Origin of the sequence: Sorangium sp. So ce185 (genome assembly GCF_051526825.1) — a bacterium.
Lineage (GTDB): Bacteria > Myxococcota_A > Polyangia > Polyangiales > Polyangiaceae > Sorangium > Sorangium cellulosum_D.
In genome coordinates, this window is sequence record NZ_CP150316.1 from 9,936,995 (window position 1) to 9,962,031 (window position 25,037).

Annotated in this window: 18 protein-coding genes; 10 read left to right on the plus strand and 8 right to left on the minus strand. The window is 69.8% G+C overall.

What is annotated here, in order from left to right:
• The first annotated feature begins 34 nt into the window (after positions 1-34).
• Positions 35-3,784: an effector-associated domain EAD1-containing protein gene (locus WMF26_RS36465; RefSeq protein ID WP_437996478.1), complete on the plus strand. Its 3,750-nt coding sequence runs from the start codon at positions 35-37 to the stop codon at positions 3,782-3,784.
• Between the two features lie 1,391 nt (positions 3,785-5,175).
• Here WMF26_RS36465 and WMF26_RS36470 read toward each other — a convergent pair.
• Positions 5,176-5,457, minus strand: coding sequence for a hypothetical protein (locus WMF26_RS36470; RefSeq protein WP_437996479.1), 282 nt, complete (start codon positions 5,455-5,457; stop codon positions 5,176-5,178).
• Positions 5,458-5,802: 345 nt separating this feature from the next.
• Between WMF26_RS36470 and WMF26_RS36475 the strand changes: the two genes are divergently transcribed.
• Positions 5,803-5,928 carry a hypothetical protein gene (locus WMF26_RS36475; protein ID WP_437996480.1) on the plus strand — a complete coding sequence of 42 codons (126 nt, stop codon included), beginning with the start codon at positions 5,803-5,805 and terminating at the stop codon, positions 5,926-5,928.
• Positions 5,929-6,043: 115 nt separating this feature from the next.
• Positions 6,044-6,658: a hypothetical protein gene (locus WMF26_RS36480; protein WP_437996481.1), complete on the plus strand. Its 615-nt coding sequence runs from the start codon at positions 6,044-6,046 to the stop codon at positions 6,656-6,658.
• A gap of 159 nt (positions 6,659-6,817) precedes the next feature.
• On the opposite strand, the gene WMF26_RS36485 is transcribed toward WMF26_RS36480, so the two are convergent.
• Entirely contained in the window at positions 6,818-7,135 is a 318-nt protein-coding gene (locus tag WMF26_RS36485; protein ID WP_437996482.1) for a hypothetical protein, read from the minus strand.
• 29 nt (positions 7,136-7,164) lie between these two features.
• Between WMF26_RS36485 and WMF26_RS36490 the strand changes: the two genes are divergently transcribed.
• From WMF26_RS36490 to WMF26_RS36500, 3 genes are all read left to right on the plus strand, one after another.
• On the plus strand, positions 7,165-7,647 hold the full coding sequence (locus WMF26_RS36490; protein ID WP_437996483.1) for a hypothetical protein: 483 nt from the start codon (positions 7,165-7,167) through the stop codon (positions 7,645-7,647).
• Between the two features lie 313 nt (positions 7,648-7,960).
• A complete protein-coding gene (locus tag WMF26_RS36495) occupies positions 7,961-9,058 on the plus strand; it encodes an IS630 family transposase (protein ID WP_437996484.1) in 1,098 nt (365 codons plus the stop codon).
• 16 nt (positions 9,059-9,074) lie between these two features.
• Positions 9,075-9,371, plus strand: coding sequence for a hypothetical protein (locus WMF26_RS36500; RefSeq protein WP_437996485.1), 297 nt, complete (start codon positions 9,075-9,077; stop codon positions 9,369-9,371).
• Between the two features lie 354 nt (positions 9,372-9,725).
• Here the strand turns inward: WMF26_RS36500 and WMF26_RS36505 are convergent, their stop codons facing one another.
• From WMF26_RS36505 to WMF26_RS36515, 3 genes are all read right to left on the minus strand, one after another.
• On the minus strand, positions 9,726-10,373 hold the full coding sequence (locus tag WMF26_RS36505) for a CpXC domain-containing protein (RefSeq protein ID WP_437996486.1): 648 nt from the start codon (positions 10,371-10,373) through the stop codon (positions 9,726-9,728).
• Positions 10,374-11,498 (minus strand): hypothetical protein, encoded by a 1,125-nt coding sequence (locus WMF26_RS36510; protein ID WP_437996487.1) that lies wholly within the window; start codon positions 11,496-11,498, stop codon positions 10,374-10,376.
• Between the two features lie 84 nt (positions 11,499-11,582).
• The gene (locus WMF26_RS36515) at positions 11,583-14,528 is read right to left on the minus strand and encodes an eCIS core domain-containing protein (RefSeq protein ID WP_437996488.1); all 2,946 of its coding nucleotides are present in this window, start codon (positions 14,526-14,528) and stop codon (positions 11,583-11,585) included.
• Positions 14,529-14,830: 302 nt separating this feature from the next.
• Between WMF26_RS36515 and WMF26_RS36520 the strand changes: the two genes are divergently transcribed.
• The 3 genes from WMF26_RS36520 to WMF26_RS36530 all read left to right on the plus strand — a co-directional run bounded on the left by WMF26_RS36520 (position 14,831) and on the right by WMF26_RS36530 (position 19,110).
• A complete protein-coding gene (locus tag WMF26_RS36520) occupies positions 14,831-14,995 on the plus strand; it encodes a hypothetical protein (RefSeq protein ID WP_437996489.1) in 165 nt (54 codons plus the stop codon).
• Between the two features lie 367 nt (positions 14,996-15,362).
• Positions 15,363-16,874, plus strand: a complete 1,512-nt coding sequence (locus WMF26_RS36525; RefSeq protein WP_437996490.1) for a hypothetical protein — start codon at positions 15,363-15,365, stop codon at positions 16,872-16,874.
• Positions 16,875-17,211: 337 nt separating this feature from the next.
• Positions 17,212-19,110 carry a hypothetical protein gene (locus tag WMF26_RS36530; RefSeq protein WP_437996491.1) on the plus strand — a complete coding sequence of 633 codons (1,899 nt, stop codon included), beginning with the start codon at positions 17,212-17,214 and terminating at the stop codon, positions 19,108-19,110.
• A 59-nt stretch (positions 19,111-19,169) separates the two neighbouring features.
• On the opposite strand, the gene WMF26_RS36535 is transcribed toward WMF26_RS36530, so the two are convergent.
• On the minus strand, positions 19,170-21,632 hold the full coding sequence (locus WMF26_RS36535) for a PAS domain-containing protein (RefSeq protein ID WP_437996492.1): 2,463 nt from the start codon (positions 21,630-21,632) through the stop codon (positions 19,170-19,172).
• Positions 21,633-21,950: 318 nt separating this feature from the next.
• Positions 21,951-22,757 carry a DUF899 domain-containing protein gene (locus WMF26_RS36540; protein WP_061627925.1) on the minus strand — a complete coding sequence of 269 codons (807 nt, stop codon included), beginning with the start codon at positions 22,755-22,757 and terminating at the stop codon, positions 21,951-21,953.
• A gap of 83 nt (positions 22,758-22,840) precedes the next feature.
• On the opposite strand from WMF26_RS36540, the gene WMF26_RS36545 reads away from it, so the two are divergent.
• Positions 22,841-24,061, plus strand: coding sequence for a helix-turn-helix domain-containing protein (locus tag WMF26_RS36545; protein ID WP_437996493.1), 1,221 nt, complete (start codon positions 22,841-22,843; stop codon positions 24,059-24,061).
• Positions 24,062-24,435: 374 nt separating this feature from the next.
• Here the strand turns inward: WMF26_RS36545 and WMF26_RS36550 are convergent, their stop codons facing one another.
• Positions 24,436-24,933, minus strand: a complete 498-nt coding sequence (locus tag WMF26_RS36550; RefSeq protein WP_437996494.1) for a hypothetical protein — start codon at positions 24,931-24,933, stop codon at positions 24,436-24,438.
• Between the last annotated feature and the right edge of the window lie 104 nt (positions 24,934-25,037).

Below are 25,037 nucleotides of genomic sequence, written 5' to 3' on the forward strand. Positions count from 1 at the left end.
ACGCGATCCTTCGACGCGATGAAGAGGTGAAGGGGTGAGCGGCGCGATCATCGATTTCGAAGACGAGCTGTCCCGGCACGGACAGCTCCTGGCGCGCGAAGCCGTGCTCGCGGAGCTCCGCGCCTGGCTCATCGGGGAGCAAGCCCTGCGCCGCGGGTGCGTGCTCTTGCTCGGGAGCCCGGGTATCGGCAAGAGCGCGATCCTCGCCCACATCCTCAAGAAGACGCTCCCCGGGCCGACGGCTCCGCACCACATCATCCGGCGCGGGAACGAAGGCTGGGACCGACCCGAAGCGGTGGTGCAGAACCTGTGCGCCCAGATCGAGGAGATCTTCCCGGGCGTAGACAGGATGGACGTGCCTCTGGAGCGGCGTCTCGGCGAGCTGCTCAAGAGGGTCTCGAAGGACGTGCTCGGCCCCGAGAACCGACGGCTGATCATGGTGATCGACGGGCTCGACGAGGTCGCGACCGACGCACTGGGACAGGGCTACCTGCACCGCTTCTTTCCGAACGTGCTGCCGGCGGGGGTCGTGCTCCTGTGCGCGTCCCGGCCAAGCCATTACGGGTTGCACTGGACGGAGCGACTCGGCGGACTGCACCGGCTGAACCTCGACGACCCCAAGTGGTCTCCCTCAAACAAGGACGCGTGCCGTGTCTTCTGGGAGCACCACGGCGCGCGGTTCGCTCCTCCGCTCGATCGTGCCTTCATCGAGGCGTCCGTGCAGCGTGCGGGAGGGAACCTGCTGCATGCGGTCATGCTCAGGGAATGGCTGGAGAACCAGCCACCCGAGCGGCGCGTCGCCAGGAACATCCCCGAAGGGCTCGACAGCTTCCTCGAGCAGATATGGTCCGATCTTCACCAGCTCGACCCTGCGCGCTGCGCGCTCGTGATCGAGGGGCTCGGCGTCGCCTGCGTCGCTCGCGAGGCGCTCCCGGCGTACCTCTTCAGCGAGCTGCTCGGGTGGTCGGCGACGAGCGATGTCGAGGCGTTCTTGCGCGCGACTCGCCCCTTCCTGCTCAAGGAGCTCGCGCACTGGCACGACGAGGAGTCCGCATACCGGCTGTACCATGATTCCTTTCGCGAGTTCGTGGCCAGTCGGCTCGGCACGCCGAAGCTGCGCGAGCACCACCGGCAGATTGCCGCGAGGCTCGCCACCTGGCTACGCGACGAGAACAACAAGGCAGGGCACAGCTACGCGCTCCGCCACACCGTGGCGCACTGGCTCGAAGCGGGCGACATCTACCAGGCGCAGACGCTCTGCGCCGACGTCGACTACCTGAAAACGAAATGCCGTGTGCTCGGCGTCGCCGCGATCGAGAGAGATCTCGAGGCCACGATCTGCGCCTCGGAGGGCGACGTCTCCGTGGACCTGTCCGCCGTTCTCGCGGCCGTCAGGGCGGAGGCGAACCGGCTGACCGCCGACCCCGCGTCGCTGCCCCTGCTGCTCTACAACCGCCTGCGCTGCACGGGGTGGCCGGCCGACCAGATCGAGCGCGTGCTCCGTTTCCGCGCCGGCCCGCCCGCGCTCCGGCTGCTGCACCCAGTGCGCCTCGGGGCGACGCTCCTGCGCACCTTGCCAGGGCACGATAAGGCGGTGGTCGCCTGCGTCGCGACGCGGGACGGGAGACATCTCCTCTCAGCATCAGCCGATCACACGCTTCGGCTCTGGGCGGTCGAGTCCGGCGACTGCATCGCGGTGCTGGCTGGCCACACCGACCAGCTCACCGCTTGCGCCGCGACACGCGACGGGCGTTTGGCGATTACCACGTCGGTCGACGCGAAGGTGAGGATATGGGATCTCGCCACTCGCGTCTGCTCTGTCGAGCTGAAAAACGAGGGCCGCTGGTCAACAGCGTGCGCGGTGTCCCCCGACGGAGCACACATCGTGATCGGCTCCGACGACGGCAGCATCCGCGTATTGGATAGCAGCTCGCACAAGCCCACCGTGACGCTCCTGGGGCACACCGATTACGTAACCGCGTGCTTAGTGACACCGGACAACAAGCGCGTCGTCTCCGCATCGCGCGACGAGTCGGTGCGCGTCTGGGATCTCGCGTCCGGCGAGTGCCTCTTCGTTCTTCGTCGCGCCGAGCCACCTGATTCGCGCGACGTGGAGAAGCAGCGATGGATCACCTCCATCGCGCTCACGGCGGACGGAAGTCAGGTCGTCGCAGCGTCGGAGGACGGATCGCTCACGCGATGGGAGCTCTCCTCGGGAGAGCTCGTCCATAGCTTCGCCCTCGGCGAGGGGCGCATCGACACATGCACCGTCACGAATGACGGCGTTCACCTCGTCTGTGGCCTCAAGAACGGCGACCTCGTGGTCTTGGACCTCGTGACATCGCGCCGCGTCCTCTGCGTAAAGGCGCACGCGGATGCTGTGTTGGCCTGCGCCGCGACACCGGACGGCCGGCGCATCGTCTCCGCGTCGTCCGATCGATCCCTGAAGCTGTGGGAGCTCGGCGTGCCGACGATCAGGCCCCTTGGTGAGGGATACGCCGCGCCCATTACCGCCTGCGGCTTCACGCCCGACGGCGCGGCCACTGTCTCGGCATCGGCGGACCGGACCATCAAGGTATGGAACCGGGCGACCGGCGCGTGCAGCGCCACGCTCGAAGGCGACCGCGACATGGTCGCCTCGTGCTGCGCCATCTCGGCGGATCGCCTCCACGTGGCCGCTGGTGCGAGCGATGGGCGGCTCCTGGTGTGGCGCGTCGCCACGGGAGGGCTCGTGTCCAGCCGCAAGGTTCACACGGATCGGGTGAGCGGCTGCGCGTTCACGCCCCGCGGTCAGATCCTCTCTGCATCACACGACGGCACGCTGCGCCTGTGGGATCCGTCAAGCAGGGCGGACGGCACCGTCATCGGACGTCACGGTGATGCCATCGAGGGTTTTGCCGCCACGCCCGACGGATCGTTTGCCCTCTCGGTGTCACGGGGCAGCGGGGCGAAGCTCTGGAAGGTAGCAATGAGTCGATGCGAGCCGCTGCCGATCGGCGCCGGATTCCTCTGCGGCGCCCTGACTCCGGATGGCCGGCGCGTCGTGCTCGGCCGGGAGAGCGGTGAGCTCGAGATGCACGACCTCGGCAGCGGTCGCTGGAGCTACAGCCAGCAGCGGCACGAGAGGCGGATCCTGGGCTGCGCGTTGTCGCCGGACGGAAAGCGAGTCATCTCGGCTTCCGAGGACGAGACGCTCAAGACCTGGGACTTTGATACAGGCAAACTCCTTGGCACTCTTCACGGCGTCCGCCTGTTCCGATGTGTGGCCATGACGAAGGACTGGATCTGCGCCGGAGACGAAGAGGGAAACCTCTGGATCCTGGCGTCCGGTGCCGCGGCACCCCAGGAAGGTGCACGTCAGGGACCAGCGAAGCGGGCGCCGAAGACGACCCCTGTCCGCCGCAGCGCCGCAGCGCCCGTGTCCTCCGCCGTGCAGAGCCGCAGCGCTACGTCCCCCAAGGGCAAGCGAACCACGGCAACCCTGCTCATCGACACCAAGCCCAGCTCGGCGCACGCGCCCATGACGAGGCCACGTTACGCCCAGCTGCGGGACGTTCTCGCAGACCTCTACACAACGGTGGAGGAAATCCGGCGCTTCCTCTCGGAGGCCGACCTCGATGTGCGGCGAGTCGCGCTGACAGGAGCTGCCTGGGATATCTGGGAATCCATTCTCACCGAGGCGCACCGCCTTGAGTGCCTCGACAGGGTGGTGCGCTGCGCACGGAAGAATTTCGCCAGCAATTCGAGGCTCGCTGCGGCTGCGCGAGAGCTGGGTTTCGACTGAACGCTTTGTCAGCATTGGACATGGTCGCGCTATTTGGCAGCGCCTTGGAGGCGGAGCAGCCATCACGGGACCGATGCACCGTGCGCCGGCGCTGACGAGCGGCGCGCCGCCGCCGGCCGGAGCGCGGCGGGCGAAGGCTGCCTGCCGCGTCGGCTCGCCCGACCTGGTCCGCGCCCGCCGGCATGTCCTCCGGGCATACGCGTCGCGACCCTCCCCCATGAGCCCCCCGCCCCGCCCGGAAATCCGCAGCGTCGCGACGGTTCGCCTTGACGGTAGCGACAGCACCGCGCTCACGCGACATGCGCTTCAACCTATGAGGCCGCGGCGGTGGACGGCACCGCCGCCACGAGGACGCTCCTCATCAGGAACTTCTCCTCGTAGCCGCTTGGCGGCATGGCGACGCCCCCGCATTCAAGGCCGCACCGGACCTCATCGCCCCCTCCGCTCACGCTCGCGTGCGAGGTCGAGGACCCCGGCCGCAGCCTCGCCCTGCGGTGACGTCGCCCCTCCGAGCAGCCGCCCGATCGCCTCGTGCGCGACGCGCGCCGTCTCGACATCGCCTGCCGCAACAGCCGCCGCCAGCCCCTCCCCGAGCTGCACAAGCAGCGTCGCCCTCACCGACGCCCCCCTCGCCCCCTCCCCCTCTCCGCCCCGCTCTCCCCCCGCCCCACTCCCCCCGATCGAATCGCCACGCGCCCCCTCCGAATCGTCACACCCCCCCTCCAACCGCGTCGATCCGTCGCCACCCCCCTCCGATTTCCCCAACAATTTCGCCCCTTCGCCCCCATTCCCCCTCCCCAGACCGCCTTTTAAATCCACCGCGTCTGCCATTTCGCCACGGGGCCAAGTTGTTGATTTTGCTGGTTATTATCGCGCCGTCATGCTCCGCGCCACCCCCTTCGCTGGCTATTCCGCTGGCTTTTCCCCCGAGCTCGGGGATCGCCTCGGCGAGGGAAGCTAGCTCGCCAAGGCCCAGCTCTGCAAACGTCCTGGCCGCCTGGCGGTAGCTCTGGCTCACGACGGAGCTCCGGCGCCCGGTCCGGTCGGCAACCCGGGTCTCGCTCCGGCCGTTCGCGAGGGCGACGGTGATGAAGGTGGAGCGCGTGTCGTGCGCGCGCACCTTCTGGCGCTCGCCGGAGTCCTCGAACAGCTCCGAGCGACCGATGCCAGCGAGCTGAACGTGAGCGCGGAGCCGCTCGGCCGCGTGCTCGACGCTGACGCGCTCGCCGTCCTCGTTGACGAACAGCGGCGCGGAGGGCGTCGGTTGCCGCGAAGCGCGAGCCGGGCGCACAGTGCCTGCGGCACGCCGGGCGACAGCGCCCAGGCGCGCGGGCCGTTGGTCTTGTTGTTCTCGAGGCGCAGCGCGCCGCGCCCGAGGTCGACGTCCTCCATCAGCAGACGACGTCGACCGCCGCGATGACGTCGCGGAGCGCCCTTCCCTCGCCCACCGCAGCACGCTCCAGCAGCGCGACGATCGCGTCGCGCGCGACGTTGCGCGAGGCACGCAGGCGCACGGCCACGTCGACGACGAGCTCCTCGTGCCTCTCGGCTTGCTCCGCGGTCAGCTTGGGATCCAGAGGGAAGCTCTCGCGGTCCTTGTCGCCGACGAGGACGCGGACGTAGAGCCGACCAGCGTCGTTGCGGAAGCGCGATCCCGTGGGCCTGCGGGGCATGGCGACGCTCTTCTAGCGCGATTCGCGGCCGCGCTCACGCACGGGCGGCCCGCCTGCCTAGGGGCCCGGCACGAGGCCGGCCTCACGGAGCACCGCCGCTGCGCCGCCCCCCTGCGGAAGACCCGCCGTCCCGTCGACGATTCCGCTGTTGCACTCCAAAGACGGGCAGCCGAGGACGTTTCTCGTGCACGGCAGCCGGATATTGACGAGCTGCACCTTGGTATACTTCTCGTTTACGACGTCAGCCGGCAACGCTGGGATGCTCGTAATCTGCCCTCCTGACGCCGCGCCCGCTCCGCCGCCGCCGAGATCCTCCGCTCCGTCCCGCCGCGCGGCCGCGTCGTGATGCTCCGGTTTGGCCTCGACTTCGACGACCCCGCGCACGCGGCGCTCTTCGTCTCGGGTGTCCACGCCGCGGACGACGCGATCGCGGCGCAAACGCGCTGGGAGCGGGAGAACGCACTACGTTGAGGTGGAATCCCGCACGATGAGATCATCGCCAAGGTAAGAGCGCGCCTGCCTCGATGACCTGACCTTCCGCTGCTTACTCACAAGGCTCGGCGTCGAGCCCTGCTACGATGCCGGCGTGCGCAGCCGCAGGACCGCTGAAACCGCCTCTGTAAACATCGCTGCGCTTGCCAGCGCCGCCCGACGCGGCGAGGTCGACACCGATGTCGAGCTCGCCATCGCCGGCACGTGCCTCGTGCTGGCCGGGACGATCACCGTGCAGCTCGAGACGACCCGCGTGGCCTCCGGCGGCCTCCGGCTCTGGGCGCGTTGTCCCGGCTGCTCCGCGCGGGCGGCCGTGCTGTACCTCGCTGCGCCGGGCCTGCGCTGCCGTCGCTGCGCCGGGCTCGTCTATCCTGCGACACGGCAGCGTCCCGAGGAGCGTGTCCTCGAGCAGGCGCTCGCACAGCGAACGAAGGCGCGGGCCGCACTCGGCGCTGGGCCGGATCCGCGGGAGCCGATCCCGCGACGACCGCAGGGCGTGCGCTTCTCGAGCTGGGTGCGTCGCCTCGACGAGCTCCACGAAGCCCAGGCCGCGGTGCAAGCCGCGCTCGCCACGCTCGTCGGCCGGCTCGGTGCCCGCTCCGGAGCGCTCGCTCAGGAGGCCGGCTCCCCTTCCCCGGCGCCGCCGGCGGCGCCCACGCCTGAGACGCCTTCGAGAGAGGGCCGGCGAGCTCGCGGAACCGCACCGTGAGGGACCTCCAGCGCCCTTGAGCGTGGCGGTGCTCCACCTCGGGGCGGCCCCGCGCGGAGCGCCCAGCACCGGGACTGGGAGACCGGCGCTGTCGTGGCTGGCCCCCGGTCTGCCACGCGCGCCCACGCGACGCCGCTGGCAGCGCCAAGCGGACCCGCGCTACCTCGGCGGCAGCATGCCACGCCTCGCGCCTTCGGAAGAGGCGCTCGCTCGTGCCGGCCCGCGGCTGCCGGACCGGCTCAAGGCCAGCCGCCGGCAGCACCGCCGCAACCGCGGTCCGCTCGTCCTCCGCTGGGCTCGACGCGGTGCCCGGTCACCGCCCAGCGCCTGGAGGTAGGCGACGAACGCCTCGCGCCGGACCAGGCGCAGCTTGCCGAGCTTCGCGACCGGTAGGGGAAAGCCCGGCGCGCGGATCGTGTCGAGGAAGACACGCGCCGGGATGCCGGTGACCGACGCGACGTTCTTCTGCGACAGCATCTCGATCCAGGGGCGTAGGAGGAGGTCAGGTGACACAGTCGACGCGCCTCGCCCCTGGGTGGTGGCTGTTCCAGCGAGGTGAGCTCACGCCGGAGAGGCTCGTGCTGCCACCCGGCGTGGATGAGAAGAGCGTCGCAGTGCATACCGGAGGTGGAGGCGACGAGCTCCTCGCGCGGGGCTCGCTGCGATCCGGGGAGCGCTTCATCGCACGTCGCGCCCAGGGCACATGGCAGATGCTGCCCCCCTTCTTGGGGGACTACGGGGTGAACAACCTCCTGGCCACGCCGTCGGGAGGGCTCGTCGTATGCTCTCACGACCACACGTCGCCGCTCTGCATCTACCGTCTGGGTCGAGGAGGGAACTGGGAGCGTATTCCCATCTCGTTTCACACGGATTCGAGCAAGTTCTCCTCATCTCGTCTGGTGGCCGGCGAGGAAGGCGACCTGTGGCTCACCATGGATTTCGGCGAGCGCTACCGGCATCAGGTCGTCCTTTACCACGCGCGAGGCTAGCACCCCGCCCAGGTTCGTCCCTGGTTCCGCGCTGGAGAAGCCGCGCGACGCGGACCGCATCGCCGCGAGCCGCCCAGCTGGGCGAGACCTCTCACGCAGTCAGGAGCGGTCAGGGCGCCGCGGAACTAGTACAGCGTTCCCGAAGTCCATCCCTGGATCCGAGGTGAGCCAGCCGAGCCCATCGGGGTCGTGCGCAGCCTGAGCGTGGCGAGCACGCGCAGCGCATTGAGGTCTGCGAGGCGAGGTTGCCGGGTCATCTGCGATCGCGTGCGTTCTTGAAGCCTTCGGCTCGGGACAGGTCCCACGCGCGTAGGTGCCCCGAGCTCGCGCAAAACCCGTCCTGCTGCCCGCGCCGCTGCGCCAGAAGCTGCAGCTGACGGCGCGCTCGCCCAAGACCTCGCAGCGCGACGCGCAGCGTGCCCGGATCGCGCTGCTGGCCGACGAGGGATGGATCAACGAGCAGATCCAGCGCGCCGTAGGCTGCGACATCAAGACGGTGCGTAAGTGGCGCAACCGGGTCGCAGCGATTGCCGACGAGGCGGTGCTGCAGGACAAGCCGCGCACGGGCCGACCGCCGCGCGTGGCGACCACGGTGCACTACGAGCTCATCAAGCTGGCCTGCAGCCGCCCCGATGAGCACAAGGTTCCGTTCGAGCAGGTCTGGACCCTGGACCAGCTGGCCAAGGCCCTGAAGCTCGAGACCAAGGTGGAGCTGAGCCGCACCGAGGTCTGGCGCGTGCTGCAGGGAGCCAGCCTCCGACCGCATCGGGTCCGGCTGTGGCTGCACAGCCCGGACCCGGACTTCCGGTCCAAGGTCGAGGTGATCTGCAAGCTGTACCTGGAGCATCCCGCAGGCGCGACCGTTCTGTGCGTCGATGAGAAGACCGGCATGCAGGCGCTGCAGCATCGGTTCCCCATGCAGCCGTGCCGCAGCCGAAAAGCCGCGCGCCGGGAGTTCGAGTACCAACGCCACGGCACGCTCGCGCCGATCGGCGCCTTCAACGTCAAGACGGGCGAGGTGGTGTCGCGCTGTGGACCGACACGCACCGCCGCCGATCTGCTCGCGTTCATGGACGAGGTGGCGAAGCGCTACCCCACGGGCGAGGTCTACATCATCTGGGACAACCTCAACATCCACCACGGCGCCAGGTGGAACGAGTTCAACGCGCGGCACGGCGGGCGCTTCCACTTCGTCTACACGCCCATCCACGCCTCGTGGGTCAATCAGATCGAGCTGTGGTTCAGCATCCTGAGCCGTCGGGTGCTCAAGCACGCCTCCTTCGCCTCCGCCGAGGAGCTGAGCCGGTGCGTGCTCGGCTTCGTGCGCCACTGGAACGAGCACCAAGCCCGGCCCTTCCGCTGGAAGTTCCGCGGCCAGTGGAGGGCGTCCTTGCCATCGTACGCAGCCTGAGCTTCGGTGCGGGCCCATGCCGAAGCAGCACGCCGCCCCCGAGCACGCCGCCGCGATCAGCTCCTTCCTCGCAGCCCAGGGGCTTTCTCACCTGCGGGCGCGCAAGTACGGGCAGATGGTGATCATCGAGTCGGGTCCTGAAGCCGACCCGATCGGCCACGCCCGGCTGCGCCGCGATACGGTCCACTTCTGGACGCTCGAGGTCGCGACCCACACCGGACGGTGGGAGAAGACCGGCTTCCGCGGCCTGTGGCAGGACCTGCTCAAGCTGCTGATGGCGGACTTCCCCTGGACGCTTGCGCGCATCGAGTAGCTCACCCGCAGTGGCGTTACGCCGTCGGGCATTGCATCCGCGTCCTGTGACGGAGCTCGCTCCGTTCACCAGCCCGGCTGGCCCGGAGCGTGAACGGGCCGGCATGTCGTCGATCCAGGGACGAACTTCGGGAACGCTGTACTAGGTGATAGGCCTTGTCCAGCCCCGAGAGCGACTTGCACCCGACGGCCACGAAGGCCGATGCCGCCCCCCCACGTTAATGCGCTTGCTCTTCATGTCTCCTCGTGATGCGGCGCAACGATACGTTGAAGAGCGGCAAGCCCATGAGGAGGTCCTGCTCCCCGAGGCACGACCGGTCCTCGGTCGCGGCCGCGTCGAAGGGCCACCTCCCCGTCAAGGCCTTCGGGGTGGACGGCGAGCGCGCGCGCAGCTCACCCAGGCGCTGCGCGGATCGAAGATCCCGGGGAGCTCGCCGGCGAGCGCGTCGCGCCGGCCCGCCGTCTGCTCGTAAATCGCCCAGGCGACGTCGCGCGTCCGCGCGTCGAGGCGGAAGCGCAGGCGCTGGCCCGGCGTCACGTCGTCGAGGATCACGCCGCAGGGGAGCTCGAGCTTCATCGCCTCGACCACGCGGTCGTCCAGGTCCTTCATGCTGCAGACGACCTTCTCGCGGAGCTCCTCAAGCCCGAACACCAGCCGCAGCGCGACGCTCGCCCCCCAGGCGCGCACGAACTCGGGCCCTTCCTCGCGGAGCGGCACGGAGAGCGCGTCGCGCGCCTCCTGCTCCAGATCCGCCCAGTCGTCACGTTCGCTCTCGTGGATCACGCAGGCGCAGAGCCGCCCCGGGAGATCGGTCCAGACGAAGCGGTCGAAGTGCTGGTGCGCGGTGCCGCAGCCGGGGCAGGGGAGCCGGAGGAGCGTCCGCGAAAGGAGCCCCTCGCGAAAGGGCGGGTGGCGCACCGGGTTCGCGCTCTCGGCCGTGAGGCCTTCCACGGCCGCGCCGCACGCGCGGCAGGAGAGCATTCTCCAGGCCGTGATCGACATCTACTCTTCCCCCGCCCGGCGCCACCGCCCCGCGCCCTCCTCGACCTCGAGCGCCCAGTCGATCGCGCCGCCGAGCCGCAAGCGGACCCGTCCCTTCCGGGTCATGTCCACGCCGGCGCGGGGGATCCGCGGCGACAGCTGCGTTCCGCACGACGCGGCCCACTCGACGAGCGGCGCGGGGACGTCGGCCACGAGCTCGCCCGACGTGATCCGCGCGCTCGGCAGGAGATCCGTGACGAGCAGCCCGGGGGGGAGGGCGCCGACCGCTTGCAGCAGCGGGACGAGGACCGCGGGCGGTGTGCTCGCGCCGACCCCCAGCGCGGCGAGCCGCTCCTCGGCCGCGGCGCCGGCGAGCTTCAGATCCACGTAGACCGGCCCGAGGGCGCAGAAGTCGACGACGACGACCCCCGGGTAGCGCGCCGCGTCGTGGGGGCGCGGCGCGCTACCCGGGACGGCCCGCGGCGCCATGGCCCGGTGCCGCGCGCCCTCCAGGGCGTCGAGCAGCTCGCCGTCGGACAGCGCGGGCGCCTCCTTCGCGGCGGGCGCTGCGCAGCTCCCCAGGTCGCGCCCGTCAAACGTGTAGCTCCAGCGGAGCGCGTAGTCGGGGCCGATGTCGAGCGTGGCCGTGCCCTCGGGCAGCGGCGGGGCGATGCCGCCCCGGCGGCCTTCGATCGGTGCGCCGCGCGGCGCGTGGCCCACGCCGCCCGCGGCCGCGTAGGCCAGCCACGGCTCGGTCATGCGCAACGTGACACGCACGCCGCCGGCCTCGCCCAGGGACTCGGTCGCGAGCAGCACGTCGGGCCAGCCCGGCGTCATGCCGCCCAGCGCCCCCACGACGTAGGCGAGCCCGCCTCCCCAATCCTTCTTGTCAAGCGCGCGGATCATCGAGAGCCGCCGGCCCGCCTCCGCGAGCCCGGTCGGCACGCTCACCCGCCCGCCGGTGATCTGCAGGAACGCGTTGAGCCGCAGCTTGGGTGTATCCACCGAGACGCTGAAGATGTCCGGCACGCTGGAGATGTCCTGGCGCGTCGGCGCGTCGGTCGTCCCGCCGGGCAGATCGGTCATGGCGCGCGCGGTCCTCGCCACGAGATCTCCCGGCGTCGCGCGGCTCGCGTCGTTCGTCATCGTCGTCCTCGTGTCTGCGCACCTCGTCGGCGAGCTGCAGGCCGCCGAGAGCAAGCAGGCTGTGAGCGTCAGGCCTCGCATCGTTCACTTCCCGAACATGGGGTCGCGCTGGGCCTCGAGATCGGCAAAGAAGGCCGCCGGGTCCTTCCCGTTCACGGCGGCGGGCAGGGCCATCCGCGCGTATTTCGCCGTGTACATCTCGGCGAACATCTCGGCCGGAGACGACAGCGCGTACCACGAGATCCCCTGGAGGGCCGCCCACGCCGCCTTCGAGTACTTGGCGAACCCGTCCTTGTAACGCGTGGAGTAGATCTGCACCGGATCGCTCGGCGTGAAGTTCGGAAACTCATATGCGTTGTCCCGCAGGTCCGCCGGCGAGTTGGCGCCGATGGCGATCAGGTAGTCGACCATCTTCACCGCGCTCCAGAGCGAGCCCTTGATGGCGGCGAGCTTCTGCTGGATCGTCCCGGCTGCCCTTCCGATCGCGTTCCGCGCCTCCTTGCCGTCGTCGAGCAGGCCGATGCACCACGCTTTCACGTCGTCGTTGGTGAGCGTGACGGCGACGCCGGCGATGGGCACGGACGGCCAGCCGGTCGCCGGCCGGGCCACGTCGGTCCAGTAGGCGGCCTCGAGCGCGCTCGCCGACGAGGTGTCCCATCCGCCGTACTGCTTCGCGAAGTCATCGCCGCTCTGCTCCATCTTGCCGACCTTGCTGGCGCCCACGGCGTGGCCGATCTCGTGGCGCACGTGGTTCTGGAAGAAGGTGAGCGCGACCGGCGAGGTCCCCACGGCGGTTGGCGTGCCATCGGCCGAGTTGGCGATCGTGCTCGTGTTCATGCGGCCGGCCGCGTTGACGGCAATGATGATGTACGGATCGTGGTAATAGCTGGTCCTGATCGCGACCCAGTTGCCCGCGTCGTCCTTCTTCTGGTCGCAGAAGGCGAGCTCGCCCATGGCCAGCTCGGCGCGCGAGATCCCGGCCGCGCCGCTCGATCCGCCGGGCTTCAGGATGTTCATGAGCTCCCGCGCGGTCGCGTCGTCGGGATCCTTGGTCATGTACGTGCCCTTCAGCGTCTTCCCGCCCTTGACCGGCTCCTTGCCGGTGAGGACGCCGATGAAGTGCATGATCTGGCCCGACGTGAACGTGGCGCCGTTGCCGTACGCCTCCCAGAACACCTTCACGCGCGCCTCCGGGTAGAGCGTGTCCTTGAAGTCTTTGAGCAGCGCCCAGAGCTTGGGCTGGATGAACGGCGCCCAGGCGGCGGCGTTACCCATGGCGACCTCGAGCAGATCGAGCGGGCTCTTGCGCCACTTCATGATCGCCGCGACCCAGTCGGCGGTCGGGGTGGCCCAGGTGAGCTTCTCGATCGGGATGTCGTTGGTGAACACGCTCATCTGCTGCTCGGGCGTGCCCTGCAGCGCGTTCAAGACCGCGATGCGCTTGTCGGCGTCGAGCTCCCGCAGCCGCTGGATGACGAGCGGCTCCTTGTAGACCTCGAGGCGCTGCGCGGGGTCGGGCTGGCTGTCGATCCGCTCCTTGATCCACGCGTCCTTGCACCCCTCGTCGGCCATCCAGAGCAGCTGCTTGGCGAGCTTGCCGCCGAGGAGCTTCACGGCCTCGTACATCTCGGCGTTGCCGAGCTCGGAGACGAACAGCTCGCGGACCTGGTCGCTCTCGACGACCTTGACCCGATCGGGCGCCGGGACCGAGGTGATCACGTCCTTCATGAGATCCCAGCTGGTCCCCTCGGCCTTCATCCAGAGCAGCTTGCTGGTGAGATCGAACGGGAGCATCTTCACGAGCTCGGCCATCTCGGTGTTGCCGAGCAGCGAGACGAAGCGATCGCGCCACGCGGCCGACTGCAGCGCCGCGCGGTCCGCCGGGCTCGCCGCGGCGATCTTGGCCTTCACCTTCTCGAAGCTGGTCCCCTCCTCAAACATCCAGCGGAGCTTGAGCGCGGTGTCCCCGCCCAGCAGATCGACGAGCTCGGCCATCTCGTCATTGCCGATCTCGCCGACGAACAGGTCGCGGAAGTGGTCGGTCCTGACCATCGTCTTGTGCACCTCGTTCGTGCACGCGGCGACCACCGCGCGAAGCATGGTCCAGCTGGTCCCCTCGTCGAACATCCACTCCAGCGAGAGGTCCAATCGCCCGCCGCGCTCGACGAGGATCCTGGCCGCCTTGCCCATCTCGCTGTTGTTGAAGGCTCCGGTCGCCTTCTTCTGGAACTGCTCGAGCACCTGCGTCGCCTGTGCCGCGTCGAGCCTCGTCATGAGCTCGTGCGCGTCGTCCACCTCGTCGTCGTCGAGCGCCTTGCCCACGGCGGCCACGGGATCCATCCCCGCGTACGTCTTCGCGTCGAGCCGCTGCACCGCCGGCGGGCCGCCGGCGCTGCTCGCGGCCGGGGCGCCGAGGATCGCCTCGGCGGACGCGCCGCGCACGACCGCCGAGGCGGCGGCGTCGGCCTGCCGTTCGAGCGCATCGCCGCGCTCGCCCACCCCCGACGGCGGGCGCAGGCCAGCGCGCTGCTGCACCACGTGCGCCGCCTCGTGCGCCGACAGGAACAGATCGGGATCCCGGGCGAAGGCGACATCGTCGCCCATGGCATAGGCGTCCGCGCCGATGGCGCGCGCGGCGTCGGCGGCCGCGCCGCCCACGTGCGCGCGCACACCGCCCAGGGCGTGCCTGCCGAACAGCGCCGCGATGCGGTCGCCGTGCGGGAGCGACGTGCCGCCCTCCTGGACGCCGCCGCGCGCCGCCTCGCGCACGTACTCCGCGGCCGCCCGTTCGTCCAGCGCTGCCTCGCGGGCCGATGCGCCGGGCGGCGCCGCGCCCGGCCGGGAACTCGCGCTCGACCGGCGCTGGACAGGCTGCGGCAGGATGGAGATGGCGCGGATGTCGAACGGGATGCCCGAGGCGACAGGCGGAGACGTCTCCGGCTCCGGCTCGCGGGCCGGGCGCGCGCGGTCGGGTGCCGGTGCAGGCGCGCGCGCGGCCGGTGGGCGTTGCTTTCGATCGAACGTGGGCATGACCGGTTCCTCTCTGGCTCGTCGCTCCGGATTCTACTGCGCGTGGATTTCGCGCCTACGATGCCGGTCCGAGGTGTGAGAAATCCTGCGCCGCAAACGGAATGCCTTGAAAGAAAGGCTCGTGCCTTTTCCCCTGCCCCCGAGCTCGGGGATCGCCTCGGCGAAGGAGGCTAGCTCGCCAAGGCCCAGCTCTGCAAACGTCCTGGCCGCCTGGCGATACCTCTGGCCCATGATGGAGCTCCGGCGCCCGGTTCCGGTCGGCGACCCTGGTCTCGCTCCGGTCGCTCGCGAGGGCGACGGTGATGAAGGTGGAGCGCGTGTCGTGGACGCGCACCTGCTGGCGCTCGTCGGGGTCCTCGAAGAGCTCCGGGCGACCGGTGCTGGCGAGCTGGCTGGAGGTAAGCGCGGAGCCGCTCGGCCGCGCGCTCGACGCTGAAGCGCTCGCCGTCCTGGTCGACGAACTGTAGCGCCTCCCTCAAGGCGGAAGGCCCGCCGTCCTGCTGAGGATACCGCAGTTACACCCCAACGACCGGTAGCCGAAGACGGTTCTCGTGGGCGCCTTCGAAGAAGGGCCGGCGACCTCGCGAAACTACACCCTGATAGGCCTCCCGAGGCCTCGTACGTGGCGGTGGTCCACCTCGGTCCGCCGCACTGTCAGCCAACGCGAATGGAGCCTGATCCGGGAGGTCGGCCGGCGCCTGCGCGCCGCACGACGGGCGAGAAATCGTCCGCAGAGCTTAAAGGAACACGGGACGGCGCGGAATAGGACCATTGACGAGCCGGCGCATGACGCGCCGGCCCCACGGGAGCCCCCCTCTTTCCTGGAGACCCAACATGAAAAAAGCCATTCTCATTGCCTTTGCCCCGCTGCTCGCGGCGTGTGACGTGGAACCGATGACGAGCGCTGGGCTCGATCTCCGAGATCGCGAGGAGGCAACGCCGCAGTCGGCGCCCCTCGTCGAGCCGGTCGTCGCGCGCGCAGCGTTTGCCACGGAGGCCGATCGCGAGCGCTTCGAGGCCGACGTGCTGCCCTCGGCGCGAGCGTTCCTCGCGTACTGGGCGGAGGCAGGGCTGAGCCTGCCGCACGCGCCAGCGCGGCTGTTCATCTCTCCGCCGCCCGGGACGAGCGCGACGGAGGCCCTGCCGCAGCTCTACGGCGAGCGCATCTTCGACGACCTGCGCGCGCTCGAGGCGGAGGTCGCGAGCGCGCCCTCGAACCGGGCAGCGATCGAGCGGATCGACGCGTTCACGTGCGAGCGGCCACCCTTGCATCGCGGCTTCCTCGAAGACGTGGAGAAGCACGCGGACAACCCCGACGTCGGCCCGGCAGACATTGCGCAGGCGCTGCGCCGGAAGCACGAGCAGCTCCTGGGACCCGATGGGACCTTCTCGTTTCAAACCGACAACGGCGAGTTCGAGCTGCCGCTGCGCAGGAACTGCTCCTACATCCTGCTCGGACACTCCACGCAGCCCACGCGCGCACACCCTTACCTGGAGAGGGACGTCGTGAATCACGAGCTGGGCCATGCGCTGCACTACGGTCTCTGGCTCGCCTCCGGTCCGCTCGGCGAGCGCCTCAGCACCGCCGCGAATGAGGCCATCGCCGACATCCTCGCGCACGTGTTCGACGGTGATCCCTGCCATGGCAAGGTGCTGGACGAAGGGGGCTCGCCCGTCGACTGCCGCCGGAGGATGGACGGTTACGAGCGGTCCGTCTCCGACGCGTTCTGGGGCTTCGGTCGCGCCGATCACGAGACAGGCCAGTCGCTCCGGCAGCTGATCTGGACCTTGCGGGAAGAGGTGCCGGCGGACGCGCTCCGAGCTGCCATCGTCGATGGGATCGCCGCGGTGCAGGTCGCGCTGAATCAGATCGATGCGGAGCCGCTCGCCAACGTTCCGATCTTCGACGACGAGATCCTGGCCACGCGCTATCGCTTCGCGCGCGAGTATGATGCGGCGAGCGCGTTCTTCCACGCGGTGTGCGCGCGCCTCGGCGATGCGCCGCCGGCTTGCGGCGAGCACGCCCAGCGCATCGGCGATCCGCGCCTCGCGATGCGCGAAGCGTGGCTGGCGAACGCGCCGACATCGATCGGTCGCAGCGGCGTCACCCTGGCCGATGGCCGCCGCGTGGCGTTCGAGCTGGAGGGCGCGCTCATCCGGCAGATGACGGTCACGCTGGCGGACGGCGAGCAGCGGAGCTACCCGGGCGATCCCGATCTCGGGTTCCCCGAATCGGAGCGCGAGCCCACGAGCGGTCGCATCACGCTGTGGTTCCCGGAGCCGGGCTCCACGGCGCCCGACGCGAAGGTGGGGTGGACCTCCGACGGGGAGCTCATCGCGCGCTGAAGCACGACGAGGCCGCGCGTGGACGCCTCACGGATCGCTCGTGCAGCGGAAGCGGCGATGGACGAGCAAGCAGCAGAACGCGTCCAAACTCTTTCATGCGATAGCAAATATCGCGTTTCGCTGGATCGAAACCTCCGCGACGACACCCCTCCAGGTGTCCAGGCGAGCGAGCCGAGCACGCCACGGCAAATCGTCTGAAGGCTCGCGCCCCCTGGCGGCATCAACGATGTAGTTGCACATGAGAAAAGCATCGCCGTTTACCATGGTTTGAATATTCCATCCGCGGCGCCAATGCTTCCTCTCGCGGCACCAACCATTCGCAATGGATGTATGTCCTATGAACCAAGCGCGCTTGATCACCCTTGCGGCCCTGCTCTTGCCTGGACTCGCGTTGAGCGGGGCATGCTCCAGTGAGCCGCCCAACAACCCGAAGGAATCCATCTTGGATCCCGATGGCGATGAGACGCCCGCCGACCCTGGCGATGAGACGCCCGCCGACCCTGGCGATGAGACGCCCGCCGACCCTGGCGATGAGATGCCCCCCGACACGCCGCCGGGCTCGCAGATGTTCACCTGCGACGCTTCGAAGTCGCCCATGTTCAAGAGCCGCGACGTGTTGAACATGCGGATCTCTGCGGATTTTACGAAGCTGAACAGCGCGCCAACAAAAGAGGAATCGGGCTCGCAGGCCGTGATCGAGCTGAGCGACCATAGCGACGCGGCGCCGATCACCGCGAACATCATCGCCCGGGGAGTCTCGCGCTTCAATTGCGGCTTTCGCCCGTTCTCGCTCAAATTCGAGGAGAAGCAGAAAGACAACATCTTCGCGCACCTCGGCAAGTCGGTGAAATTCGTCACGCATTGCGGAGACAGGGAAGGCTTGTCACCCACGCTCAAGGCGGACTCTCTCGAGACCTACGAACAGCGCCTGCTGATGGAGGACACTATTTATCAAGTGCTCGATCAGCTGCAGATGCCCTCGCTCAAGACGCGGCTCGTACGGCTCACCTACCACGACGCGCCGACCGGCAAGGAGGAGACGCACCTCGCGTTCGTGCGCGAGCCCGAGGACGAGATGGCCGAGCGCTGCGGCATGGAGGAATTGGAAGACCTGTCCGGGGTCGACACCTCGCAGTTCAAGGTGGACCAGCAGGGTGTAGTGCTGCTGAACCTGCTGAACGATTTCGTGATTCAGTACGACGGGATCGACGGGAAGAACCTGGTCGAAATGGCCGACGTCGATCGCAAGGCGATCGTCCACGCTCCCTACGACTTCGACCTGGTCGGCGTGTCCCGGCCAGATTACGTGGCCAACGAGGGGCGCACGCTCGAACAGAACCGAGACGCGTTCGCGGACTGGCTGCGGCGCAACCAGAGCCCCACGCTGTTCGAACAGATCGACAGGATGCTGGCTCGAGCCGACCAGATGCAAGGCGCCGTCGATCAGTCGACCATGAACGAGGAGAACCATGAGGTCTTCTCCCGCTGGCTCTCGCTTTACTTGGGTCTCCTCCGGGATTTTCGCGCGTGCGAGGGGCACACGGACGACCCGTCGCGGCCCCTGTGCCACGTGGAAGACGACCACGGCAATCGCCCCGATTCGGCCAGCGCGGTCGATCCCGGCGAATGGAGCGCGCGCATCGAGCCGCCCGGCGACGCGGACATGTTCGCCGTCGATCTGCAGGCGAACACGCTTTACTCCCTCGGTGGCCGCCTGCCTCTCGAGCTCTTCGATGCCCAGCAGAACCTCGTGGCATCGGCCTCGCAACGGGCCGTCTCGTTCAAGCCGAGCCAGACGGGCACATACTACCTCCGAGCGTCGCTGGGCGAACAGCTGGTCACGTCACCGCTGCTCCCGAGACCCGAAGAGCTCGATCGTTACATCTCCCTCTACGCGGACGATCACGGGGCGTCCCTGGAGACGGCGACCACGCTGGAGGCCGGCGAGGCCGGCGAGGGCACGTGGGAGCTGGCCAAGGGAGAAGACGAGGATTGGTTCCTGGTGAGCGCAGGCGCATCGGCCAACGTCCACATCGTGCTGCGGGATACGGACACTGGCCGCGTCGAGGTGATCCGGCGCGATGCGCCGGCCGACGAGCTCCCCCTCGAGGAGTATCTTCTGGAAGGTGACAACGACGTATCGCGGCTCTTCGAGCAACCTGGCGAGTACGTCGTCCGGGTCATCCAGATGATCGGCCTCCGCGCCAATGGTTCCTACACCATGACGCTGCAATAGCCGCGCCGCCCCGCGGCACGCGTCCGGCGCCCCGCATGCAGTCCTGGGGCTCCTCCGCGCTATGCGGGCCAGGTGAACCGGAACGTGGCGCCCTGGCCGGGCGTGGACTCGACCCACACCCGGCCGCCCCGCGTCTCGATGATCTTCTTGACCACCGAGAGGCCGATGCCGGCCCCCTCGACCTTGTCGCGGGCCTCCAGCGTCTGAAAGATGCCCCAGATGCGCTCGTGGTACTCGGGCGCGATGCCAGGGCCGTTGTCGGTGACGAAGAACTCGAACGCGTCGCCCGCCGGCCGAAAGCCGAGCCGGACGAGGGGATCGGGGCGCGCCAGCGCCGAGAACTTGATGGCGTTGCCGAGCAGGTTCATGAACACCTGCTGGAGCGGCACCCGCTCGGCCATCAGCGTGGGAAGCCCCGGCTGCACCGCGATCTGGACGTGCTCCGGCGGCGCGAGGAGATCCAGCACTTCCCTGACCATCGTCGCCGTGTCCACCGGCGCGGCCGCGTCGCGCACCCGCCCCGCGCGGGAGTAGGCCAGGATCCCGTCAATCAGCGCCTCCATGCGGTGGACGCGCCCGAGCAGCAACTTGATGTGCTCCTGCGAGCCGGGCGAGAGGAGCTCGCCCACGTCCTCCTGGAGCCACTGCGCCAGGCTCGCGATGCCGCGGAGCGGCGCCTTCAGGTCGTGCGACGTGACGTACGCGAAGCGGTCGAGCTCGCGGTTCGACTGCTCCAGCGCCTGCGTGAGGCGCGTGAGCTCCACGGCCCGCTGCTCCGCCTGCTGACGCGCGCGCACCATGTCCGTGACCTCGATCGCGTGGGTCATCACGCCGAAGGCGCTGCCGTCCTCCCCGATCAGCGGTTGATAGACGAAGTTGAAGTATGCCTCCTCCGTGCGCCCGAAGCGCTCGACCCGCACGAGCGCCTCGTTGCCGACGTACGGCTCGCGCGTGGCGAGCACCTGGTCGTACAGCGCGGGGAAGCCCTGGTCGACGAGATCCGGGAAGGCCTCCCGCACCGTCCTGCCGAGCAGCGGGCGCTCCCCGGTCACGTGCGCGTAAAGAGGGTTGGCGGCCTCGATGACGTGCGTCGGCCCGCGCGTGACCATGATCGCCGCCGGCGCCTGCAGGAACACGTCGTTCAGCCGGTTGCGCTCGTGCTCGAGCTGCTGCTGGAGCCGGTGCTGCTCGGTGACGTCGCGCGCGGTGAGCACCACGCCGATGTGCCGCCCCTGCTCGCCGTAGACCGGCACCGCGCTGCCCTGCATGCGGCGCGGCGCCGCGCCGGGGCTGCGCACGACCCACGTCTCGTCGATCACCCGCTCGCCCCGCCGCGCCCGCGCCGGGGGGAGCTGCTCGGCCGGGTACGGCGTGCCGTCCAGCCGCTCCAGCGGGAGCCGCTCCTGCTGCTCGGCGAGCGTCGCCCCGGCGCGGAGCTCGGGATACAGGGCGCGCGCCATGTCGTTGAGGAAGTTGACCCGACCCTCGCTGTCGAAGGTCACCACCGCGTCTGCGATCTGCCCCAGCATGGCCGCCCGCTCCGCCGCGAGCTCCTCGACGCGCTTGCGGGCGAGCACCTGCTCCGTGGTCTCCACCGCGTGGGCCATGATGCCGAAGACGCTCCCGCCCGCGTCCTTCAGCGGCTGGTACACGAAGTCGAGGTAGACCTCGTCCAGCACGCCGTCGCCGCGGCGATCGAGCTTCACGAGCGCTTCGTGGGCCACGAACGGCTTGCCGCTGCGCCGCACCGAGTCGACGAGCTCTGGGAACCCTTGGCCGACGACCTCGGGCAGCGCCTCCCGCAGCGGCTTGCCAACCAGGTCGCGCCGGCCCACGAGCTCGAGGTAGCGCGGGTTGGCCACGGTGAACGTGTGCTCCGGCCCCTCGAGCACGGCGATGATCGCCGGGACCTGCATGAACACCTCATAGAGGCGCTCCCGCTCCGCCTTGGCCTCCGCCAGCGCGCGGTCGCGCTCGATCCGCGTCCGCACCTCCTGGGTGACGTCGAAGACCGTCACGAAGACGCCGCCCACCGCGCCCGACTCGTCGCGGACGGGGTTGTAGCAGAGCGTGAGGTAATGCTCCTCGACTCGGCCATGCGGGGCGAGCGGGTACATCGTCTCCTTGAAGGAGATCGTCTCACCCTGGAAGACGCGCGGGTAGATGCCCTCGTTGATGTGCCAGACCTCGGGCCAGCACTCCCGGTTCGCCTGTCCGAGCCCCGCCGGGTGCTTGGCGCCCATGAGCAGCCGGTACGCGTCATTATAGATTTGCACGAGCTCCGGCCCCCAGAGCACGATCATCGGGAAGCTGGAGCTGAGGACGATGCTCACCGCGGTCTTCAGGCTCTGCGGCCAGCGCTCGACAGGGCCGAGCGGCGTCGCGCCCCAGTCCTTCTCCCGGCAAAGCGCGCTCAGCTCGCTCGCGCCGGGGAAGACATCGGCGATGGCGGGGCGGCGGACTCCGCCGGCAGCGACGGTGCTCTCGGCGGGAGCGAAGTGCGTGCGAGAGGTTGGCTTCATTCCTGGACGTCCGTCCGGCCAGACGAGCAAACGCCTCGGACGGCGTCAAGTCCATCAGACCGCGGGACCCCCGCGCGCGGCGAGCTCATCAGACGTAGCGCTCGACCGCTCGAGCAGCGCGCCGAGGTCGATGGGCTTCTTCTGTCTCGCAGCGTTACCGGACGCTCGCGCGATGCTTCGGAGTGAGCATCCACGATCGCCAGAACCGCGTGCGCGAATAAGGCTCCTCGCCGTCCATTCAGCTCGTCGCGGAGGGGAGAGCGCGCCGGCCTCGAGGCCTCTCGCCCTCCCATCGCACCGTCGACAGCGACGCCCGGATCACCCGCAGCACGGCGCGCCGACGCTCTTCGCCGGCGCATCGTACTCGTCATGACGACGCCACCAGACGCCCGTCTCGTTGCGCCCCTTGGGAGCGCGGTCGAGCCACTGGTACGCGCCCCACAGCCCGTCCAGGCCGCGCGCATACGTGGAATACGTGTGGTAGACGGCGCCGTCCTCCAGCACGAAGGCGCTCATGCCCGGCCGATCGCGGTGGAACGTGGCCGTGTCGGTCCCGCACATGGCCGCGATCTTGGACTCCGCCCCCTCGCCGCCGCCCTCCTGGCCCGGGCGCCACACAAACGCAGTCTCGCGCCGGTAGTTGTAGTCGACACCCCCCTTGCGCTGTTGCTCCTCGGTGAACCAGACATTGAAGTCGGCGTTGAAGTCGCTCGCAGACGACGACGCCCAGGGGAAGGTCCAGCCCATTCGCCGCTTGTACGCCTGCAGCTTCGCGAGCGGCGCCCGCGAGACCGCCCAGAGCATGACGTCGTGGTTGGCCAGGTGAACCGAGAACCCGTTGAACCCGTCCGCGATCATCGAGCAGGAAGGGCAGCCCGCCGCGTAATCGGGTCCAAACATGAAGTGGTAGACGAGGAGCTGCGAGCGCCCTCGGAAGAGGTCCGCCAGCGAGGCGGCCCCCTCGTCCGTCTCGAAGCGGTAGTTCTTTTCGACTCGGACCCATGGCAGCGCCTGGCGTCGCTGCGCCAGCTCATCGCTGCGCCGCGTCAGCTCCTTCTCCGCCTCCAGCAGCTCGCGCCGCGCCGCCAGCCAGTCTTCGCGTGTCCCGATCATGTGTGCCGTCATCGTCTTCACTCCTTGAATCGGTCGTGAGGTAGTTTAGGATCGGGCGCCGAACGGGCGGGAGTTACAAGTGTGGCGGGATTCGGATGGACTCACTGATCACGGCCGCGGCGCGCGCGCTCGCGGCGGGTGATCCGCTCGGCGCGCTGAGCCGGGTCGCCTTGCGCGACGACGCGCCTGCGCTCGCGCTGCGCGGCATCGCGATGGCGCAGCTCGGCGATTTCGCGCGCGCGAAGTCTCTCCTGCGAAGGGCGGCGCGCGCCTTCGGCGCGAAGGAGGCCGTGGCCCGCGCGCGATGCGCGGTCGCCGAGGCCGAGATCGCGCTCGCGTCGCGCGACCTGGACTGGCCCGCGAAGCTGCTCGACGCGGCGCGGATGACGCTCGAAGCGCACGGCGACCGGGTGAACGCCGCACATGCGCGGGTCCTCGAGATCCGGCGCCTGCTGCTGATCGGACGCCTCGACGAGGCCGAGGACAGGCTCGCCGACCTCAACCCGGCGCCCCTGCCGCCCGCGCTCAAGGCCGCCCACGAGCTGGTCGTCGCCGGCATCGCGATGCGGCGCCTCCGGACGAAGCCGGCGCGCGCTGCGCTCGCCCGGGCCGCGCGCGCCGCGCGCCAGGCGGGTGTCCCCGCGCTGACGGCGGAGGTCGAGGGCGCGGCCCTCACCCTGACCACGCCGGCAGCACGCCTGATCGCGCGCGGCGAGGCGCGCCCCCTGCTGCTCGAAGAGGTGGAGGCGCTGCTGGCGTCGGAGGCGCTGGTCGTGGATGCCTGTCGCCACGTCGTGCGCGACGCGCGCACGGCGGTCTCGCTCGCGCGACGCCCGGTCCTGTTCGCGCTCGCGCGCGCGCTGGCGGAGGCATGGCCCGGAGATGTGCCGAGGGACACGCTGGTGGCGACCGCCTTCGAGGCGAAGCGCGCCGACGACTCGCATCGTGCGCGGCTCCGGGTCGAGATCGGGCGGCTCCGCGCGACGCTGCGGGCTCTGGCCAGCGTGAGCGCGACGCGGCGGGGCTTCGCGCTGGCGCCCCGCCTCGCCCGCGAGGTCGTCGTGCTGGCGCGGCCCGTCGAGGAGCAGCACGCGGCGGTGCTCGCCTTCCTCGCCGACGGCGAGTCCTGGTCGAGCTCGGCCCTGGCGCTCGCCCTCGGCGCGAGCCAGCGCACGGTGCAGCGGGCCCTCGACGCCCTCGCGGCGGCGGGCAAGGTACAGTCCTTCGGTCACGGGCGGGCGCGGCGCTGGATGACCCCGCTGGGGCCGGGCTTCACGGCGATCTTGTTGCTCCCCGCCCCGCTGCCGAATGACTGAGCGGGCGCGCCGCGCGCCGCCATGTGCGATGAGCCAGCGCGCGACGCCCGCACGCGACCCTTGCGTGCGCGCGACGTGTGCTGCACGGTCTCTCGCCAGCGGGTCGATGCTGAGCGGCTCGGTCGCTGGCGCGCACGGCGGCGAATTTCGGACCGGGCATGGAGCGGACGATGCACGCTCAAAACGAGGTGACGGAGCTCTCGGAGCTCGGGCGGGCGCAAACCATCCTCGACCGCTGGTTCGCCAACATGCCGTGACGCGCCGTTCGTGCGAAGTGGAAGAATCGAATGAGCATCGGTCTGAATGGGCCGCCCCTCGACCCTTCATCGATGCATTGCCCGCTGGATCGCGCCGCGCCCGGCCGGCGCGGGGCGCTACTTCACGTTCAGCGTGGCGCTGGCCGAGCGACAGACGGGCTCGCAGCCAGGGCCGTTGGGGCGCGACTCGACGTACGATGGGGAGAAGTCTGCCTCGGCCAGGGACGTGCCGTCGCGCGAGATCTCGACGGTGACCTGCCCGGGCGCGGAGCTCATCTGGATCTCGGAGAACCCGTGCGCGCTCGGCGGCAACGCGCAGCCGGACTCGCCGATGAGCAGGTTCGGGCCGCTGCACGTGAGCGCCCGGCCCGCCGCGCAGTCCGGCAACGGCAGCTTTCCTTCGCAGGTGGTTGTCTCGCCGTCGGCCGTGATCACGAAGCGATACGCACCGGCAGGCCAGGGCGCTTCGGACGCGAGCCGGAGGGTAAAGCCGTTGACGCACCCGATCTGGGTGCAGTCCCGGGCCAGGGGCGGCTCGCCGGCGGCGGAGGGAGAGTCGGGAGAAGGGGTCTCTGCTGCACACGCAGCGACGATCCCCAGAACGATCAAGACCAAGGGCGATGCGCTGGCGCTCCTCATCCTCATGTTCCGAGCAACGCGCTCGTCGCCCAGCAGCTTACACCCGGAAGGCGATCGCCAGGAGCCCTTCGCGCGCGGCG

Excerpts from the sequence above, each read along its gene's own strand:
- WMF26_RS36470 (WP_437996479.1), bottom strand. The coding sequence starts at position 5,457 with ATGCCCCGCAGGCCCACGGGATCGCGCTTCCGCAACGACGCTGGTCGG.
- WMF26_RS36475 (WP_437996480.1), top strand. The coding sequence starts at position 5,803 with ATGCTCCGGTTTGGCCTCGACTTCGACGACCCCGCGCACGCGGCGCTC.
- WMF26_RS36485 (WP_437996482.1), bottom strand. The coding sequence starts at position 7,135 with ATGCTGTCGCAGAAGAACGTCGCGTCGGTCACCGGCATCCCGGCGCGT.
- WMF26_RS36500 (WP_437996485.1), top strand. The coding sequence starts at position 9,075 with ATGCCGAAGCAGCACGCCGCCCCCGAGCACGCCGCCGCGATCAGCTCC.
- WMF26_RS36505 (WP_437996486.1), bottom strand. The coding sequence starts at position 10,373 with ATGTCGATCACGGCCTGGAGAATGCTCTCCTGCCGCGCGTGCGGCGCG.
- WMF26_RS36510 (WP_437996487.1), bottom strand. The coding sequence starts at position 11,498 with ATGACGAACGACGCGAGCCGCGCGACGCCGGGAGATCTCGTGGCGAGG.
- WMF26_RS36515 (WP_437996488.1), bottom strand. The coding sequence starts at position 14,528 with ATGCCCACGTTCGATCGAAAGCAACGCCCACCGGCCGCGCGCGCGCCT.
- WMF26_RS36520 (WP_437996489.1), top strand. The coding sequence starts at position 14,831 with ATGAAGGTGGAGCGCGTGTCGTGGACGCGCACCTGCTGGCGCTCGTCG.
- WMF26_RS36525 (WP_437996490.1), top strand. The coding sequence starts at position 15,363 with ATGAAAAAAGCCATTCTCATTGCCTTTGCCCCGCTGCTCGCGGCGTGT.
- WMF26_RS36530 (WP_437996491.1), top strand. The coding sequence starts at position 17,212 with ATGAACCAAGCGCGCTTGATCACCCTTGCGGCCCTGCTCTTGCCTGGA.
- WMF26_RS36535 (WP_437996492.1), bottom strand. The coding sequence starts at position 21,632 with ATGAAGCCAACCTCTCGCACGCACTTCGCTCCCGCCGAGAGCACCGTC.
- WMF26_RS36540 (WP_061627925.1), bottom strand. The coding sequence starts at position 22,757 with ATGACGGCACACATGATCGGGACACGCGAAGACTGGCTGGCGGCGCGG.
- WMF26_RS36545 (WP_437996493.1), top strand. The coding sequence starts at position 22,841 with ATGGACTCACTGATCACGGCCGCGGCGCGCGCGCTCGCGGCGGGTGAT.